Here is a 16,006-nt window from a genome sequence, read left to right as displayed (position 1 = left end):
GCACACGGCCAACCCGGCAAGGCCGGCTGGCCCGCCGACCTACGTGTCCGCCAGTTCCCCGCGACCGGTCCGGCGGCGCGGTGAACCGGCCGACAGCGGTACTGGACCAGCTGGTGGATGACAGCCGGCGCCACCTCGCCGACCTGTTGCTCCGGCGGATCACGACACGGGTACGGGCGTGGTACCCCAACGCCGCGGCCCTGCGGCTCGCCGCCGCGGACTACGACTGGGAGATCACAGCAGTGCTCGACGCCGCCGCCACACCGGTGCCGGCCGGGTCCCGCGACCCGGCTGACGAGGACACCCCGGCATGGTCCGAAGTTGCGGTCGACGACCTGGTCGATGCCATCGGCGAGGACCTGTGGCGCTACGCGGCGGTCCGGCTCGACGTGCCGACGGACGAGACCGTGCTTCCCCTCGCCGCGGGGCAGGCAAGCCAGTGAGCGTCAAGGCGATGACGTGGGTCTGGGGGGCATCTGCGACAGCCGGCAACGAACGGCTGGTGCTGCTCGCGATCGCGGACACCGCGGACGACGACGGTGGGAACGCCTGGCCGTCGGTGGCGACGCTGGCTCGCAAGACCCGACTGGATGCGCGGACGGTGCAGCGGGTGATCCGCCGGCTGGCGGCAGGAGGACACCTTCTGATCGAGACGGCGGCGGGCCGGGGTGGGGCGAACATGTACACCGTCGTGATGAGCGACACCGCCGAGCCGAAGCCGGGGCCTGTGGATAACAGACCGTCGGGTCGGCCTGACCCCCGGCAGGCTGCCGGGGGTGGCAATCCGCCGCCCCCGGCGCAACTGCGCCACCGCCCCCCCGGCACAGTTGTGTCACCCCTCCCCCGGCACAGCTGTGCCACCCGAACATCCTTGAACGTCCTTGAACCTCCACCGCCCGCGCGAGCTGCCTCGCCGGCGGACAGCCCTGGAGCTGTGGACGGTGGTGGAGGATCTCCGAAGGATCGGACAACCCCATCAGCGGCCAGGGTCTGCGACCGGGCTGCGGGAGAGCACCCAGCGAAAGCCGACGCTGCCGGCTTGCTGGCTGGGCTCGGATCATCGTGGCGGCTGACGTCCAAGCAACGGGCTCGCTTGGCCCCGCTGGTCACAGCGGCGCTGACCGCCGGGTGGGGACCGGCCGAACTCCGCGAGGTGCTCGGAGCGAACCCCGGCGGGGTCCGGTCGCCCTATGCGGTGCTCCGTGCCCGGTTGGCCGACCTGCCCGCCCCGCCCACCGTGCGCACCACGCCTGCCGTCGAGCGTCCGGCCTGGTGTGGTGCCTGCGACGAGACGACCCGCCTCGTCGACCTCGACGACGGCCGCGCCAGCCGCTGCCCGACCTGCCATCCGTTGATCGCCGTGTCAGAAGGTCGGAGGGTGCCGTGAGGCTGCGGCCGCCCCTGGCGTACTTCGGGGGCAAGACCACAATCGCCGAACAGATCGAAACCCAGCTCCGCCCCGGCGGGCAGTTCCACGACATCCGCGAATGGGCGAACAAACCGCACGGCACCACCCTGCGCATCGCCGGTCTGCTCCACCTCGCCCACCGCCCGCACGACGGCTGGCACCACCCCATCGCCGCCGACCAGATGGCCGACGCCGACGCCCTCGCCGACGTCCTGGCCGCCCGCTACACCGCCGCGATGACCAGCGTCACCGCCGACCCCGCCGCCAAACCACAGTCCCCGCCGCGCCGGGCACCCCCAGCCGACGACAAAGACCCGCAGCCCAGAAGCAGAACGGGGTCCTGGCGCACGCCGCCAAGCAGAAGCGCCAAGACCCCACTCCCCCTGATCGCCTTCACAGAAGGAGCACTGACATCGTGCCCGCACCCACCGCCCCCACCAACCCGAAGCCGCCTGCGCGGCCACGGCGAGACACGAGCACCTCTGGAACAACCTCGGCACGTACCGTGAAGCGCGAACTTGTCCCGCTTGCCGTGGTGCTAGCAGAACTCGGCGACGAACATGGGTCGTTGCCGCGGGCCACGTTCGACTCGTGGCGTCGTCGGGGTGTCGCCCCCAAGGTCATTAAACTGCCGAACGGGCACTTGCGAGTTGCCCGAGACGACCTGAATGCCTGGCTCGATGGCCGTATCCAGAATCCTGCAGCATGACCAGCCGGAACCCGTCATCGACCGGTAAACCTGAGGAGGTCCGGCCGACGACCTTCGCGGTCCGAGTCTGGGCAATCAAAGAGATCAAGAACAAAACAAAGCCCACTACCTATCAGGTACGTTGGAAGGTCGGAATGCGACCGTGGGCGAAAAACTATGCCACCAAGAGCTTGGCCGAGGCGCGCCGTGCCGAACTGCTCGCAGCAGCGAAGAAGGGTGAGGCGTTCGATATTCAGAGCGGCCTTCCTATCGCCGATGTGCGCGCCCAGACCGATCCTGAGCCAGCACCGCTGTCAACCCGGGCATGGCTGGAACACGCCCGGGATTTTGCGGACACGAAATGGGATGAACGACAGGCGCCGGGAACACGGCGGTCGCTAGCGGACGCACTCGCGACGGTCACACCAGCGCTGTTGACTGCACCGGCACCAGCCGAGCTCGCCGAATCGGTACGCGAGGCGCTGTTCGGCTGGACGTTCCAATCCGGAACACGGAGGAGCCTCGCCACGGACGGGACGTGGGCCGAGAACCCTCCGCCTCCCGAGCTGGAGGCCGTGCTCGGCTGGCTTGCCCGTCATAGTCGGCCGATCGCGGATCTCGCAGACGACCCGGAGCTGATCAGATCCTGTCTGAACGTAATCAGCCAAAAACTGGACGGAAAGCCCGCAGCGGCTAACACAGTCCTGCGGAAACGGATCGCGTTCGGCGCTTGCTTGGCCTTCGCTGTCGAACGCGGCGACCTGGCAGAGAACCCGCTACCGGCGCTGTCCCGAACGGCGCCGAAGACCAGGGACCAGGTGGACCGAAGGGTGTGTGTAAACCACCATCAAGCCCAACGACTGTTGGAAGTTGGGGTGCGCCCGGTCGCACCAGACCTGGTTGCCTGGTATGGCGGTATGTACTACGGGGCGATGCGTCCTGGTGAGATGCAGGAACTACGTGAGCCGGATCTCGAACTACCCCGGAAACGAGGATGCTGGGGTATAGCGATCCTGGTAGGGAACAACCCGGAGATGTCCGGAGCGTGGACAGACGACGGTGAGCGCACCGCCGGACCCCTAAAACACAGAGCGGCCAAAGAGACACGGGAGGTGCCGCTACATCCGCTGCTTGTCGATCTGTACCACCGTCATCTCGACGAATTCGGCACAGCGACGGACGGGCGGCTGTTCCGCGGAGAACGCGGCGGGCCGGTCACGTCCAACCGGCATCAGGCGGTGTGGCAAAAGGCCCGCCAGCGTGCGCTTACGCCAGCGGAGATCGCCTCCCCGCTTGCCCGGCGTCCGTACGACCTTCGCCACGCCGCCGTCAGTACGTGGCTGAACGCCGGCGTGCCACCGACCCAGATCGCCGAGTGGGCCGGGCACTCGGTAGCCGTACTGCTGCACACCTATGCGAAGTGCATCGTCGGGCAGGACGAGGCGGCTCGCCGGCGGATAGAGGCGGCGCTGCGCCTGAACGACGATCCGCCGGACGAGTCCACGCCCCGTCCACAAACAACCGAGAGCAACGAGGAACAGTGAGAAGTAACGAAGAACAACTACGATCATGACAGACGAGCGGATCACACTGCCTAGCAAGGGAAATCCCGAGAATCTAGCCCCGGAGGAGCTGGCGGGCCATGACCACGCGCTGGATCTGGTTCGTGCCCTCGTAGATCTGAGTGATCTTGGCGTCACGCATCATTCGCTCGAGGGGGAAGTCGCGGGTGTAGCCCGCGCCGCCGAGCAGCTGAACCGCATCGGTGGTGACCGCCATGGCAGTGTCCGAGGCGAAGCACTTCGCCGCCGCCGACACGAACCCGGCATCTGCCTCGCCACGCTCGGCCTTGGCCGCCGCCACGTACACCAGGTGCCGAGCGGCCTCGATCTTCATTCCCATATCGGCGATCATGAACTGGAGGCCCTGGAACTCCGCGATGACCCGCCCGAACTGCCGACGTTCCTTGACGTAGGCGATCGCAATGTCCAGCGCGCCCTGGGCGATGCCCACCGCCTGCGCGCCGATCGTGGGCCGCGTGTGGTCCAACGTCGCCAGGGCGGTCTTCAGGCCGGTACCGGGCTCTCCGATGATCCGGTCGGCCGGGATCGTACAGTCCTCCAGGTGGATCTCCCGGGTCGGTGAGCCCTTGATGCCGAGCTTGCGCTCCGTGGCGCCCACCGAGAAGCCCGGGTCGTCCCGGTGGACGACGAACGCCGAGATGCCACGGGACTTCTTCGCCGCGTGCGGATCGCTCACCGCCATCACGGTGTACCAGGCGGACTCCCCTGCGTTGGTGATCCAGCACTTCGTTCCGTTGAGCACCCAGTGATCACCGTCCAGCCTCGCCCGGGTGCGCATGGATGCGGTGTCCGAACCCGCCTCCCGCTCGGACAACGCATAGGACGCCATCGCCTCGCCCGCGGCGATCGAGGGCAGTACCTGCTTTTTCAGTTCCTCGGACGCGGACAGCAGGATCGGCATGGTCGCCAGCTTGTTCACCGCCGGAATCAGCGACGACGAGGCGCAGACCCGGGCCACCTCCTCGATCACGATGCAGGCGGCGACCGCATCCGCGCCTTCGCCGCCGTATTCCTCCGGGATGTGCACGGCGTGGAAACCCGCCCGGGTCAGCGCGTCGTGTGCCTCGACCGGGAAACGCGCCTGCTCGTCGACATCGGCGGCGGGCGGGGCGATCTCCTTTTCGGCCAGCTGCCGCACGGCGTCCCGCAACGCCTGGTGCTCCTCGCCGAGCTGATACACACCTGTGCCGGTGTTCGCCGGATTCATGCGCCGGCCGGACCGTACTCGTAGAAGCCGCGGCCGTTCTTCTTTCCGAGCAGACCGGCGTCAACCATTCGCATGAGCAACGGGGGTGCCGAGTACAGCGGCTCCTTGAACTCGGCATACAGCGATTCGGCGATCGCGTGTATCGTGTCGAGACCGATCAGGTCGGCCAGCGCCAGCGGGCCCATGGGGTGTGCGCATCCGAGCACCATCCCACTGTCGATGTCGGCCGCCGAGGCGAAACCCGACTCAAGCATTCTGACGGCGGACAGCAGATATGGTACGAGCAGCGCGTTCACCACGAAACCCGCACGGTCCTGGGACCGGATTGCCTTCTTTCCCAGCACGTCACCGACGAAGGCCTCCGCCCTGACCAGGGTCTGCTCATCGGTCAGCAACGACGGCACGAGCTCAACCAGTGCCAAGACGGGCACCGGGTTGAAAAAATGGATCCCGATCACGTGACGCGGCCTGCTGGTCGCCATCCCGAGTTTCATGATGGGAATGGACGACGTGTTGGACGCGAGAATCGCGCCACGATCCTCGACCACCTTGTCGAGATCCTGGAAAACCTCGACCTTCAACCGTTCGTCCTCCGCGACCGCCTCGACCACCAGCTGACGGTCGGCCAACTGGTTGAGGTCCGTGGTGAAGCTCAGACGCTCCAACGCCCGGTCACGATCGTCGGCCGACAGCTTGTTCCGTGACGTCGCACGGTCCAGCGAGCTGACGACCCGGCCACGGCTCGCCGCAACGCGGCCGGTGTCCGCCTCGACGACCGTCACATCGAGACCCGCGCGGACACACACCTCGGCGATTCCCGAGCCCATCAGGCCACCGCCTACCACGCCCACCCTTGTCACGTCGGCTGCCACCTGCGCTGGTACGTCCGCCGCTGGTACGTCAGTCACTGAGCCACCCCTGAAGTCTGAGCCACCCTTGCAGCCCCGGTCTGGTCTGCGCACGGCAACCGACTGCGTCCACGTTCTCCATGGCACCCCGCGCGGGTTCCCGGTGGTGCATGAGGCGGAGTGGTCGGACCTTGCAGCTGAACTGTAGCGGCACCTGGTGCCGTTAGGAAGCAGGGATCCGGAAGAACAGTTCGGTAAGGTCCGGTGACATGGCGGATGCGGCGGATCGGGCACCCAGGCGGCGCAGCGGCCGGACCGCGGCCGGGCGGCGGCAGGTGCGGCGCGCCCTGGTCGGCTCCGCGATGGAGCTGTTCCTCACCAACGGATACGAGGCGACTACCGTCGACCAGATCGCCGAAGCGGCCGGAGTCGGCCGGCGAACCTTCTTCCGGTACTTCGCCGCGAAGGAGGAGGCGATTTTTCCCGACCACGACGAGTGGCTCGACGACATGGCCCGGCTGTTCACCGACGCCAGCCCCACCGAACCTCCGCTGGCCATCGCCTGCGCCGGCGCCCAGCTGGTGCTGGATCGTTACGTCCAGGAGGCTGACATCTCGCTGAAGCGGTTCCAGTTGACCAGGCAGGTGCCGTCACTACGGGATCGCGAAATCGCGAGTACCGACCGTTACGAGCGTGTGGTGGCGCGTTACCTCCAGAACCGCTTCATCAGCGAGGCCCCACACCGCCCGCCCGATGGTCGCCATCCGGACAGCGGCCTGGCCGACAGCGGACTGGCCGACAGCGGACTGCGCAGTGTCGTAGCCGCCGCCGCGGTTGTCGCGGCGCACAACTACGTCCTGCGCAGCTGGCTCAAAAGCGGTGGGACCGACGATGTCTACGAGCGGGCGCGCCATGCTTTCGGATTCGTGCAGCGGGCGTTCGTCCCACCGCCGGTCTCCCACCGTGACGATCGTGGGTCGCTCGTCGCCTGCTTCCACGCGGACGCTTCGTTCGACGAGGTGGTCGGTCAGCTCGGCACTGTGATGCGGCGGATCAGCGACTGACCCGCCGCTCCCGGTAACACGGCACGCCGTGCCATCAGCACGAGTACCGGCAGCGAGGATGCCACGCCCAGTGCCGAGCCCGCTGCCGAGCCCAGTGCCGAGCCCGCTGACGACGCCGGCTGGCATGACGGGGTCACGATGGCGACTTCTTGCCGTTGGCGCTGTCGACGCTGCCGCTGAAGACGCGGGTCAGGTATTCCGTGCGCAGTACACCCCGCCCGGCGGCGCCGATGTAACCGACGTCTTTCGTGAGATAGCCGTCGGGATAGCTGTAAGAGGCCGAGGAGATTTCTCCCGTTCTACTCCACCAGGCCTTGCGTTGGGTCCCACAACGGTCACACTCATGCGTGACATGGTATGCCCTGGCTTCTTTGTCCCACGCTGCGGTGTGCGGTTCCCACCGGTGGCCCATGGTGCGGCACTCGATGAAGCCGGCGGGAAGGTCGTGTGCCCAGTCTTCGACATTCCGTTGCGTTTTCCGCTCTGCCATATCGGGTTTTCCACCTCCGGTAGATACCTGCCACAGCTGCGACTGCCCGGCCTGCCTTGTAACACGCTGCCACCGATCGGAAGATCCGATACTCGAGCATCCGCGCCGTGAGGTCCGTGTCGCACGGCTCCACCCGGCGGGCACACCTTCGATATCACGTTCCGTTATGAAACGGCATCTCAGCCGGCCGCGACGGTCCATAAGTCGCGCGGGAACCCCGCCCCGACACGTGACCAATCGGCCACCGTGGTGGATCCTGGGCCCGCGAGCAGCCGCTGTCGGTCTGACTGTTTCCGATCCTGCTCTCACCTGGTCCACATGATCGCGGAGCATCCTGCCGATGACAGCGAAGGCCATCGGGAAGGAGCGCACGTGATGACGCTCGAGAATCCATCCGCAGCGGCACCGTCGGACGCACATCGACCGACCGTGTCGAATTTCCGATTCGGCCACCGCCGGGGACGTAGGCTGGTCATGCTCGCATCGGCCCTGGTGGTGTTGCGGTTGGTGGAGGCGGTCGTCGCCCTGCTCACGGCAGTTTCGCTGTGGTTCGCACGACTCGACCAGGCTGCACCGGGAGTACACATGGTCCGGCTCGCCGAGGTACGGGTTGACCCCGACACCGCGGCCACGGCTCTTGTGTCAATCTTTGTGGCTGGAGTCGTCGCTGTGGTTCTGTTGCGGATCGGGACGGTAATCACCGGCTTCGCCGGGATCAAAGCCGTCGCGGTCGTCGCGGCGACCGCGATCACCGGCGTGCTCGCCCCTGGGTCCGCGACCACTCGGACCCTGGTCGCCGCGGCCGGCACCGGTATAGTGCTGACGCTCTGGCCGCGGGTGCGGATGGCGGTTCCCCATCTGCTGGACGCCGCCGGAATTCATCAGGTGTCCGGCCGCGCCGCCGAGATCGCGATCATCGCAAAGATGGTCCTACTCGTCGGCGTGGTCGTGCTGCTCGGCTGACCGCCCGGCCGGCTGCTCTCAACCGGCTGCCCGGCGGGTCGCGCGGCCCAGCACCCCAGCGCGCCGGCACGAGTGGAAGATGGCGACCTTCCACTCGTCAGGACTACACCGACCGCTACGGCGATGCCGGTATGCAGCCGGTACCGGTAAATCGGGTCATCCGCGTGGCCGACGTTGCCGACGCTCGGGCCGGTCGCGCTGTGACCGTGTGAAACCGAGCATTCTCACTGGCACGCGACCCGGTCACTTCGACGTGTCGGAATTCCCGCCCCCTGCACGGCGGTGCTGCATTGGGTAAATACGATCACAATGAGATCGGGAGTGGCGGTGCCGCCCGCGAGAATCTCGACGCTCTGACTGTGTCCGAAAAAAGTAACCTTGATTCGTCCGTCGGACGCGGACTGCTGGAAGAGTTTGTAACCGATGCCAGGCAGGGCCTTTCGGTAGAAGTCCGCCGCCGCGGCCGGAGTCACTCCCTTCAGGCTGATCGATGCGTTGGTGGGCTTGCTGTTGGAGAGCGTGTGGGTCGATCCGTCCGGGAACGGAAAGTTCGCCGGGATGATCGATTTGCTGAGCGGGTCAACACTGGCCGTCGCCGTCGCGCTGTCCGTCGGAAACACCGTCGGTGTCGGTGACGACGTCAGATTCAGGTCGGTGGCCAGATCTGTGACCGGGGGCGCCGGGGGCGCCGTTGTCACCGATGCGTCCCGCACGGCGGTTGACGTCGACCCGCCGCACGCTGCGGTCAGGAACGTGAGACACACCGCAGCGCCGACCGCCACCATCCGAAACTGGAACGTTCCGGCCCGGCTCATCCAACCTCCGTCACCCACGCGCGCTCGACGCGTACCCCATTCGGTTCTTATCGCCCCACCCAGCTGCGGTGCTACTTAACCACTGCCGCTCGATGCACCGCCTGGTGGGGGTGGCGCTGCCACCGGCCAGGCACCAGGGCATACCGCCATGACGTCAGCCGGTGAAGGCAGGCCCCGTCGGGGCAGGCCCTACGGCAAGGGGCTGCTCAGCCCAGATCGTCTTTCCGCTACGGGTATGTCGGGTGCCCCAACGCCGGGTGAGCTGGGCAACGAGGAGCAGGCCGCGTCCGCCCTCGTCGAGCACGCGCGCCCGGCGCAGGTGTGGAGCCGTGCTGCTGGCGTCGGAGACCTCACAGATGAGACTGCCGTCGAGGATCAGCCGCAGTTGGAGCGGAGCCTGGGCGTGGCGGATGGCGTTGGTGACCAGTTCGCTGACGACGAGCTCGGTGATGAAGGTGGCTTCCTCCAACCCCCAGACGGCGAGTTGGCGGGATGCCTGGTCGCGGGCACCTGCGACGACAGCCGGATCCGCCGGCAGATCCCACATCGCAACCTGGCTGGCATCGAGGACGTGCGTCCGGGCGACCAACAGGGCGACGTCATCGCTGGGACAGTCCGGGAGCATGGCTGCAAGCAGCGTGTCACAGAGGGTTTCCAGTGACAGTGCTGGATGGGCCAGAGCGTGTCGCAACGTGCTCAGACCCGCGTCCGTGTCGCGGTCACGGGTTTCAAGAAGTCCGTCGGTATAGAGGACGAGCACGCTTCCTTCGGGCAGATCGAACTCGGCGGCCTCGAAGGGCAGACCGCCCACGCCCAGCGGGGGGCCGGCCGGCAGGTCGAGGAAGTCGACAGTACCGTCCGGGGTCACAAGGGCGGGCAGGGCGTGACCGGCCCTGGCAAGCGAACAGCGATGTGACACCGGGTCGTATACTGCATACAAACAGGTAGCGGCGATGGCGCCAGCGTCCTCGTCGCCAACGTCGCCAACGTCGCCAACGTCGCCAACGTCGCCGTCGGTGGGCACCGGGCCTTCCTCGGCGGCCAGCCGGGTGACCACGTCGTCGAGGCGGGTGAGCAGCTCCTCGGGGGCAAGATCGACATCGGCGAGGGTCCGCACCGCGGTGCGGAGCCGACCCATGGTCGCGGCGGCGTGGACTCCGTGACCCACAACGTCCCCTATGACCAGCGCAACGCGGGTTCCGGACAGCGGGATCACGTCATACCAGCCTCCCCCTACCCCCATGTCGGTACCGGCCGGCAGGTACCGGGATGCGACATCCACCGCCGTCTGCGCGGGCAGTCGCTGCGGAAGGAGGCTGCGCTGCAGCGTGAGCGCGGTCGCACGTTCACGGGTATAGCGACGGGCATTGTCGATGGCCACTGCCGCCCTGGTGGCAAGTTCATCGGCAAGGATGAGATCATCCTGCTCGAACGGTTGCGCCCGCCGGTGACGAGCAACGGTGACCACGCCCACAGTGGTACCACGGGCACGCAACGGCACGTACATCACCGAATGGAACCCGCACCGGCGGACCGCGGCGGTCCGGTTGGCATCCGCGGCGATCCAGGCAGCCAGCTCGGGGTCGGAGATGTGGTACAGCGCGGACCGGCCGGCCGCCAGGGTGCGGGCAGGAGGCGAGTAGTCCGGATAGATCTCCACCTGCCCCGGCTCGACCACGATGTCGGGACAGCCATCAATGACTGACAGGTGCGCGGCACGGCGCAGCCTGACCGGGCCGTGCAGCGGACCGGCAACCGGTTCGTGCCCCTGGTACACCGACTCGAGCAGGTCGACGCTGACCCAGTCGGCGAGGCCGGGAACGGCCACCTCCGCCAGTTCCTGCGCGGTGCGGGCCACGTCCAGCGTGCTGCCGATACGGGTACTCGCCTCGTTCAACAAGGCCAGCCGCTGTTGGGCCACATGCTGTTCGCTGACATCGAATGCCGCGCTGTACACGCCTCGGATCCGCCCGCCCCGATCCTTGACCGGCGACATACTGATGGCCAACGTCCGGCTCTCGGAGTCGATGAGAACGGGACCGACAACCGTGACGTGCACCGGTTGGCCCGTCTGTACCACCTGGCGAAGCTGCTCGGCCACCTGGCGAAGCTGCTCGGTAACCATGGCCAGACCGGGCAGGGCCGGCAGCAACTCGTCCAGGTATCGTCCGCGCTCGTCCGCTTGGTGCAGGCCGAGCTGTCGGCGCGCTGCGGCGTTCATCCGGCGGATCCGCAGGTCTACGTCGTAGAGCGCCAGATAGAGCGGGGACTGCTCGAACGCCCAGTCCAGCAGCGGCCAGTCATCGTCCCTGCTCCGCCCAGCTGGATCGGAGAAATCACCGATCCGGTCGCCAGAGGTGACGGCATGCACATCATCGGACTCGCCCACATCCCGGTCCTGCCCAACGAGTTCCCGCATGAACCGGCCGGTCGGGCACTACCGGCGGGACCCTAATCTGTTCGCTATCCGTAGTCGGGCTGTCGGCGACGCGGACCTCCCGCAGATCGTCAACGGCCCGGAAAACCCGGCAGCCAGGCGATGGCTAAGCGCCCATGCTCAGGCCGCCGTCGACGGTGACCACCGACCCGGTGACGTAACCGGCGTTGTCGTCCAGGAGAAAGCGCACGGCGTGCGCGAGCTCGAAGGGATCACCGCGCCGGCCCAACGGGATCATCGCGCGGATCGCGTCCTGCGCGGCCGGAGCCATCGCGTTGGTCATGTCCGTCTCGAAGACGCCGGGAACAACGAGGTTGACGGTGACCCCCTTACGGGCCACCGCCCGGGCGAGCGAACGCGTCATCCCCAGTAGACCCGCCTTGGCGGCCCCGTAACCAACCTCGACCGGGCTACCCATGGCCGCGGTCACCGACCCCACGTTCACGATGCGCCCGAAGCGGCGTTCGACCATCGGGGCGAGTGCGGCGCGGGCGAGATACCACGGGCCGGACAGGTTCACGCGCAGGGCGCGGTCCCAGTCCTCGTCGGTCATCCGAAAGGCGCTGTTCTCGACCAGCAGCCCGGCGTTGTTCACGAGGTGGTCGACGCGGCCGTGCTCGGCGAGCACCTCGTCGACCAGCTTCCGGCAGAAGTCCGGGTCGCCGACGTCCCCGGCGTGCACGCTGACTGAACCACCCCGGTCAGCCAGGCGCCCGCGCAGCGCATCCGCACGCGCATGGTTACCGGCGTAGACGGCCGCTACGTGGGCCCCCTCGGTGGCGAGCACCTCCGTGATCGCGGCACCGATGCCACGCGTGCCACCTGTGACGATCGCGACCCTGCCGTCCACGGTTCTTCCTCGCTTCGCTCGACGTATGATAAGAGACGTAATATTTTTAATCAAATTATTATACCTAATAGTGGGTGCCCGGTGGAAGGGTTGCGCATTGCCACCGTGAGCGTGTTGGCTGATCCTCATGAGTGCGGCAGGTGCCCCGGTCGGTCGACGCGTCATCATCGGCATGCTTGCCGCTGGCGCGGTCGGTGTGGCGACCGGTGCCGGGATCCAGGGTCGGCTTGAGGACATCCTCGCGCCGATACAGAACGGTGATCCGACCGGGCTGACGAGCCTGCTCCCGGATGCGGGCGGCTTCCGTTTCTACTCGGTGACCGCCAGCGTGCCGACCCGTACCGCGGCGGACTACCGCCTGCGTGTCACCGGCATGGTGGGCCGATCCGCGATGTTCACCCTCGACCAGCTCCACGCGATGACGCAGACCGCGCTCACCCGGGACTTCCAGTGCGTCACCGGTTGGCGGGTGGCGGCCGTGCCCTGGTCCGGCGTCACGCTGGCGGACCTCCTCGACGCGGTGCAGATCCAGCCGGGTGCACAGGCGGTGACAATCCGGTCGTTTGACGGCGTCTACACTGAAAGCCTCACCCTCGACCAGGCGCGACGGCCCGACGTCCTGATCGCCCTGAATATGCTCGGAGCTCCGGTCACGCATGAACACGGTGGTCCGGTCCGGCTGTATGTGGCACCGATGTACGGATACAAATCACTGAAATGGCTCAGTGAAATCGAGGTCACCGATCGTGTCCAACCCGGCTACTGGGAACAGGATGGCTACGACGTCGACGCCTGGGTCGGGCACTCCAACGGACGCGACGATGACGCAACCAGTTGAGCTCCTGCGCCGCTTCACCCGAACGCAACGCTGGGTCCACCGGAGCACCGCGGCCCTGATGGGCCTGTGCATCGCCACCGCGGCCATGCTCTACCTCGGGCCGCTGTCGGTTCTGGTGGGCCGGCGCCACCTGGTGGCGGCGGTGCACGTCTATGCCGGGATCGCGCTGCCGGTGCCGATGCTGGCCGGCGTCGTGTCGGCCGCCTACCGCCATGACCTGGGCCTGCTCAACCGCTTCACCGCCACGGACTGGGCCTGGCTGCGCAGCCGGGAGCGTCGCGCCGGCCGGATCCCGATCGGCAAGTTCAACCCCGGTCAGAAGCTCAACGCCGCGTTCGTCGCCGGTTCGATCCTGGTCATGCTCGGCACCGGGTTGCTCATGCGCTACGCCAACGCCTGGCCGGTACGCTGGCGCACCGGCGCCACCTTCGTCCACGACTGGCTGGCCTATGCCGTGGTCGCCGTCATCGCCGGCCACCTCTGGTTCGCCAGCCGGGACCCGGTTGCCCGCCTGGGCATGCGCACCGGTCTGGTACCCCGGTACTGGGCCCGCCGGGAGCACCCGGCCTGGGAAGCAGCCTCGTCCAGCGATCACTGATCGCTCCCGGCCGGCCGGGAACCGTGCCAACGCCGGCCGGGAACCGCACAGCGGGTCAGGCCAGCAGTACCCGCGGATCGTCGCTACCGCACGCGCATCGGCCGGTCCGTATCGTGCCGCCCACCCCGAGGGGAACGTCGGACAGGCCGCCCGGGCGCCCGTCGGCACCGGAGCACCGAAGCTGCCCGTCGACGGCACGCAGCGACCAGCGCTCCGCGTCGACATGCCCGCCGGCACGCTCCGGACATTCGACCGCCACCGTCGGCCCGATCGGCGCGAACAGCACCGGGTCCAGGTCGGCGCCACGCAGGATCGGGGCGGCATCCGGACGGGCGAACAGGTGCGGCACCGATGCCAGCACATCGAGACTGGCCGTGGCCGCGAGCGCTTCGGCGGTTTCGCGGCCGAGCCCGAACACCGCCGCCAGCGGCACCCGCCGGGCGAAGGTCGCCACCCGGCGAGCGTCCCAGCTGTAGGACTCGGCGAGCGCGAAGACAACCCCAAGATCACGTAGCGCCTGTGCAAAGCCGCCGGTCCAGATCCCCTCGCAGGATACCGACGTGATCAGGACGCTGTCACCGGGCGCGAAGCCCCAGGCGGTGAGTGCAGCGCGGTGCCATGCCCCGGCCCGCTTACGATCATCCCAGGTGATCGTGAAGTCGTGGTGCCGCCCGGCCACGGTGAAGCGGCCGATGCCGGCGATCTCGGCGCGCGGAAGCTCTCGCGCCCGTTCCACGATCGACGCGCGGCTCACGCCTTCACCAACCGGGGGAACTTCGCGACGCTGGCGGACCGGCTGAGGATCTCGCCCGCGGGCACCAGTTCCACCTCCGGAGTGACACCCACCTTGGTAGCCACCACATCGCGTGCCCGCACCAGCAGGTCGGCGAGATCACCGGTGAGCTCGGGCGTATAGCCGACCCGCAGCCGCAGCGAGTCGACGACCCGGGTCGGTCGGATGATCTGGAAGATCCCGTCCGCCGTCTCCGGCAGGGTCTCCAGGGCGTCCCAGACGTCCTGGACGCCGACCAGGGTAGCGCCCACAACCGTCTCGTCGCCCTTGCGACCGACCGGCCACTGCCGCGCATGGGTGCGTCCGCAGCCACAGGCGGTACGGGTCAGCCGCACCAGATCACCCGACCGGAAGCGGATGAACGGTGCGGTGATGTTGTCAAGGTCGGTCGCGACCAGCTCCCCGAGGGCGCCGTCGGCGACGGCGGCGGCCCCGGACGGGTCAAGATGCTCGGCGAGCACCATGTCCTCCCACAGGTGGTAACCATCGTGCTCGGAGCACTCCCACGCCGTGCCGGTGTCCCCGGCGCTGGTGTAAAGGAAAAGGTTCACGCCCCACTCGTCGCGGACCTTTGCCGTCAGCGTGCGGCCCAGCGGCATCCCGGCAAAACTGGCCGCCTTCAGCGGCGCCAGTGCCTCCCGCACGTCCCGGACGTCGGCAAGCCGCTCGATCTCGACGACCATCGGGTAGAGCAGCTGGACGTATGCCGGCCGGTACTGCTCGATGGCGTCCAGGACGTCCCCCCACTGGCCGATCCACGTGTCGATGTAGAGCGGCACGAGGCCGAGCAGCTGAAACAGCGAGTCCCAGAAGCCCCGGAAGGTACCGGGCGGCACCACGACCGTGTCCCCCGGCCGTACGCCCAGCTCCCACAGATCGCGCGCGGTGCCCGTGACAAGGGGATGGGCGCTGTCCCACCGCTCCGGGAAGAACTCGGGCTCGGAGGTCGTCCCGGACGTCGACGTCAGCGAGGTGAGTTCCTTGCGGTCGACACAGAGCAGCCCGGCGAACGGGTCGCCGCTGCGCTCACGGAAGCCCTGGATGTCCTGTTTGTCGATAAACGGGATGCGCTCGCGGAAGTCGTCCAACGAGCGGACCTGGCGCGGGTGGACACCGGCCGCATCCCAGCGCTCACGGTAGAACGGCGATCGTTCGTACGCGTACTCCACCAGCTCGACGACCCGCTGCTCCTGTAACGCTTCGAGCTCCGCCCGCGGCATCGTCTCCGCCGTGGGCTGGTAGTAGCGATCATCCGACCGGGCATCCGACACCGCCGCGCCTCCCCATTGTACAAGCCGAGGTGAATATAGCATAAGACGTTTAATGAGAAACATGATTATTACGACACAGCCCGACCCGGCCGACCGGTGCGGGCTTCGCCGAGCCGGAGGCGATCGGCTGAAACAGAAATATTAGCTCTATGA

16 protein-coding genes are annotated in these 16,006 nt (G+C 67.7%); 8 read left to right on the top strand and 8 right to left on the bottom strand.

The annotated features are described in order from the left end of the window. The 4 genes from U9983_RS13640 to U9983_RS13625 form a co-directional block, all read left to right on the top strand. Positions 1 to 443 (top strand): hypothetical protein (locus U9983_RS13640; protein WP_322754383.1); only part of this gene is annotated, 443 nt, incomplete at its 5' end. An 11-nt stretch (positions 444 to 454) separates the two neighbouring features. Beyond that, a complete protein-coding gene (locus tag U9983_RS13635) occupies positions 455 to 1,387 on the top strand; it encodes a helix-turn-helix domain-containing protein (RefSeq protein ID WP_322754382.1) in 933 nt (310 codons plus the stop codon). Next, the gene (locus U9983_RS13630) at positions 1,384 to 1,917 is read left to right on the top strand and encodes a DUF3987 domain-containing protein (RefSeq protein WP_322754381.1); all 534 of its coding nucleotides are present in this window, start codon (positions 1,384 to 1,386) and stop codon (positions 1,915 to 1,917) included. The genes U9983_RS13635 and U9983_RS13630 overlap by 4 nt, the downstream gene beginning before the upstream one ends. A gap of 196 nt (positions 1,918 to 2,113) precedes the next feature. Beyond that, the gene (locus U9983_RS13625; protein WP_322754380.1) at positions 2,114 to 3,640 is read left to right on the top strand and encodes a tyrosine-type recombinase/integrase; all 1,527 of its coding nucleotides are present in this window, start codon (positions 2,114 to 2,116) and stop codon (positions 3,638 to 3,640) included. A 73-nt stretch (positions 3,641 to 3,713) separates the two neighbouring features. Here the strand turns inward: U9983_RS13625 and U9983_RS13620 are convergent, their stop codons facing one another. Together U9983_RS13620 and U9983_RS13615 are read right to left on the bottom strand one after the other, a co-directional pair. Further along, positions 3,714 to 4,886: an acyl-CoA dehydrogenase family protein gene (locus U9983_RS13620; RefSeq protein WP_322754379.1), complete on the bottom strand. Its 1,173-nt coding sequence runs from the start codon at positions 4,884 to 4,886 to the stop codon at positions 3,714 to 3,716. Beyond that, a complete protein-coding gene (locus U9983_RS13615) occupies positions 4,883 to 5,794 on the bottom strand; it encodes a 3-hydroxybutyryl-CoA dehydrogenase (RefSeq protein WP_322754378.1) in 912 nt (303 codons plus the stop codon). Before U9983_RS13615 ends, U9983_RS13620 begins: the two co-directional genes overlap by 4 nt. Positions 5,795 to 6,003: 209 nt before the next feature. On the opposite strand from U9983_RS13615, the gene U9983_RS13610 reads away from it, so the two are divergent. After that, positions 6,004 to 6,798, top strand: coding sequence for a TetR family transcriptional regulator (locus U9983_RS13610; protein ID WP_322754377.1), 795 nt, complete (start codon positions 6,004 to 6,006; stop codon positions 6,796 to 6,798). 133 nt (positions 6,799 to 6,931) lie between these two features. On the opposite strand, the gene U9983_RS13605 is transcribed toward U9983_RS13610, so the two are convergent. Continuing rightward, entirely contained in the window at positions 6,932 to 7,288 is a 357-nt protein-coding gene (locus U9983_RS13605) for a hypothetical protein (RefSeq protein ID WP_322748024.1), read from the bottom strand. A 372-nt stretch (positions 7,289 to 7,660) separates the two neighbouring features. Here U9983_RS13605 and U9983_RS13600 point away from each other — a divergent pair, with 372 nt between their 5' ends. Beyond that, on the top strand, positions 7,661 to 8,251 hold the full coding sequence (locus U9983_RS13600) for a histidine kinase (RefSeq protein ID WP_322754376.1): 591 nt from the start codon (positions 7,661 to 7,663) through the stop codon (positions 8,249 to 8,251). Between the two features lie 224 nt (positions 8,252 to 8,475). Here U9983_RS13600 and U9983_RS13595 read toward each other — a convergent pair whose 3' ends face one another. The 3 genes from U9983_RS13595 to U9983_RS13585 form a co-directional block, all read right to left on the bottom strand. Next, complete coding sequence (locus tag U9983_RS13595) at positions 8,476 to 9,066, bottom strand: hypothetical protein (protein WP_322754375.1); 591 nt, start codon at positions 9,064 to 9,066, stop codon at positions 8,476 to 8,478. 154 nt (positions 9,067 to 9,220) lie between these two features. Continuing rightward, a complete protein-coding gene (locus U9983_RS13590) occupies positions 9,221 to 11,485 on the bottom strand; it encodes a SpoIIE family protein phosphatase (protein WP_322754374.1) in 2,265 nt (754 codons plus the stop codon). Positions 11,486 to 11,609: 124 nt separating this feature from the next. After that, on the bottom strand, positions 11,610 to 12,353 hold the full coding sequence (locus U9983_RS13585; RefSeq protein ID WP_322754373.1) for a 3-oxoacyl-ACP reductase family protein: 744 nt from the start codon (positions 12,351 to 12,353) through the stop codon (positions 11,610 to 11,612). 127 nt (positions 12,354 to 12,480) lie between these two features. On the opposite strand from U9983_RS13585, the gene U9983_RS13580 reads away from it, so the two are divergent. Both U9983_RS13580 and U9983_RS13575 read left to right on the top strand, forming a co-directional pair. Further along, positions 12,481 to 13,191, top strand: a complete 711-nt coding sequence (locus tag U9983_RS13580; protein WP_322754372.1) for a molybdopterin-dependent oxidoreductase — start codon at positions 12,481 to 12,483, stop codon at positions 13,189 to 13,191. Then, positions 13,175 to 13,789, top strand: coding sequence for a cytochrome b/b6 domain-containing protein (locus tag U9983_RS13575; RefSeq protein WP_322754371.1), 615 nt, complete (start codon positions 13,175 to 13,177; stop codon positions 13,787 to 13,789). The genes U9983_RS13580 and U9983_RS13575 overlap by 17 nt, the downstream gene beginning before the upstream one ends. A gap of 55 nt (positions 13,790 to 13,844) precedes the next feature. Here U9983_RS13575 and U9983_RS13570 read toward each other — a convergent pair whose 3' ends face one another. Beyond that, positions 13,845 to 14,543 (bottom strand): hypothetical protein, encoded by a 699-nt coding sequence (locus U9983_RS13570; protein WP_322754370.1) that lies wholly within the window; start codon positions 14,541 to 14,543, stop codon positions 13,845 to 13,847. Beyond that, the gene (locus U9983_RS13565) at positions 14,540 to 15,853 is read right to left on the bottom strand and encodes a hypothetical protein (RefSeq protein ID WP_322750831.1); all 1,314 of its coding nucleotides are present in this window, start codon (positions 15,851 to 15,853) and stop codon (positions 14,540 to 14,542) included. The genes U9983_RS13570 and U9983_RS13565 overlap by 4 nt, the downstream gene beginning before the upstream one ends. Between the last annotated feature and the right edge of the window lie 153 nt (positions 15,854 to 16,006).

This window comes from Protofrankia sp. Cas3 (assembly GCF_963555955.1).
In the GTDB taxonomy this organism is placed as follows: Bacteria; Actinomycetota; Actinomycetes; order Frankiales; family Frankiaceae; genus Protofrankia.
Note: the sequence above shows the minus strand (reverse complement) of the source record. Positions and strands in the feature narration are given on the sequence as shown.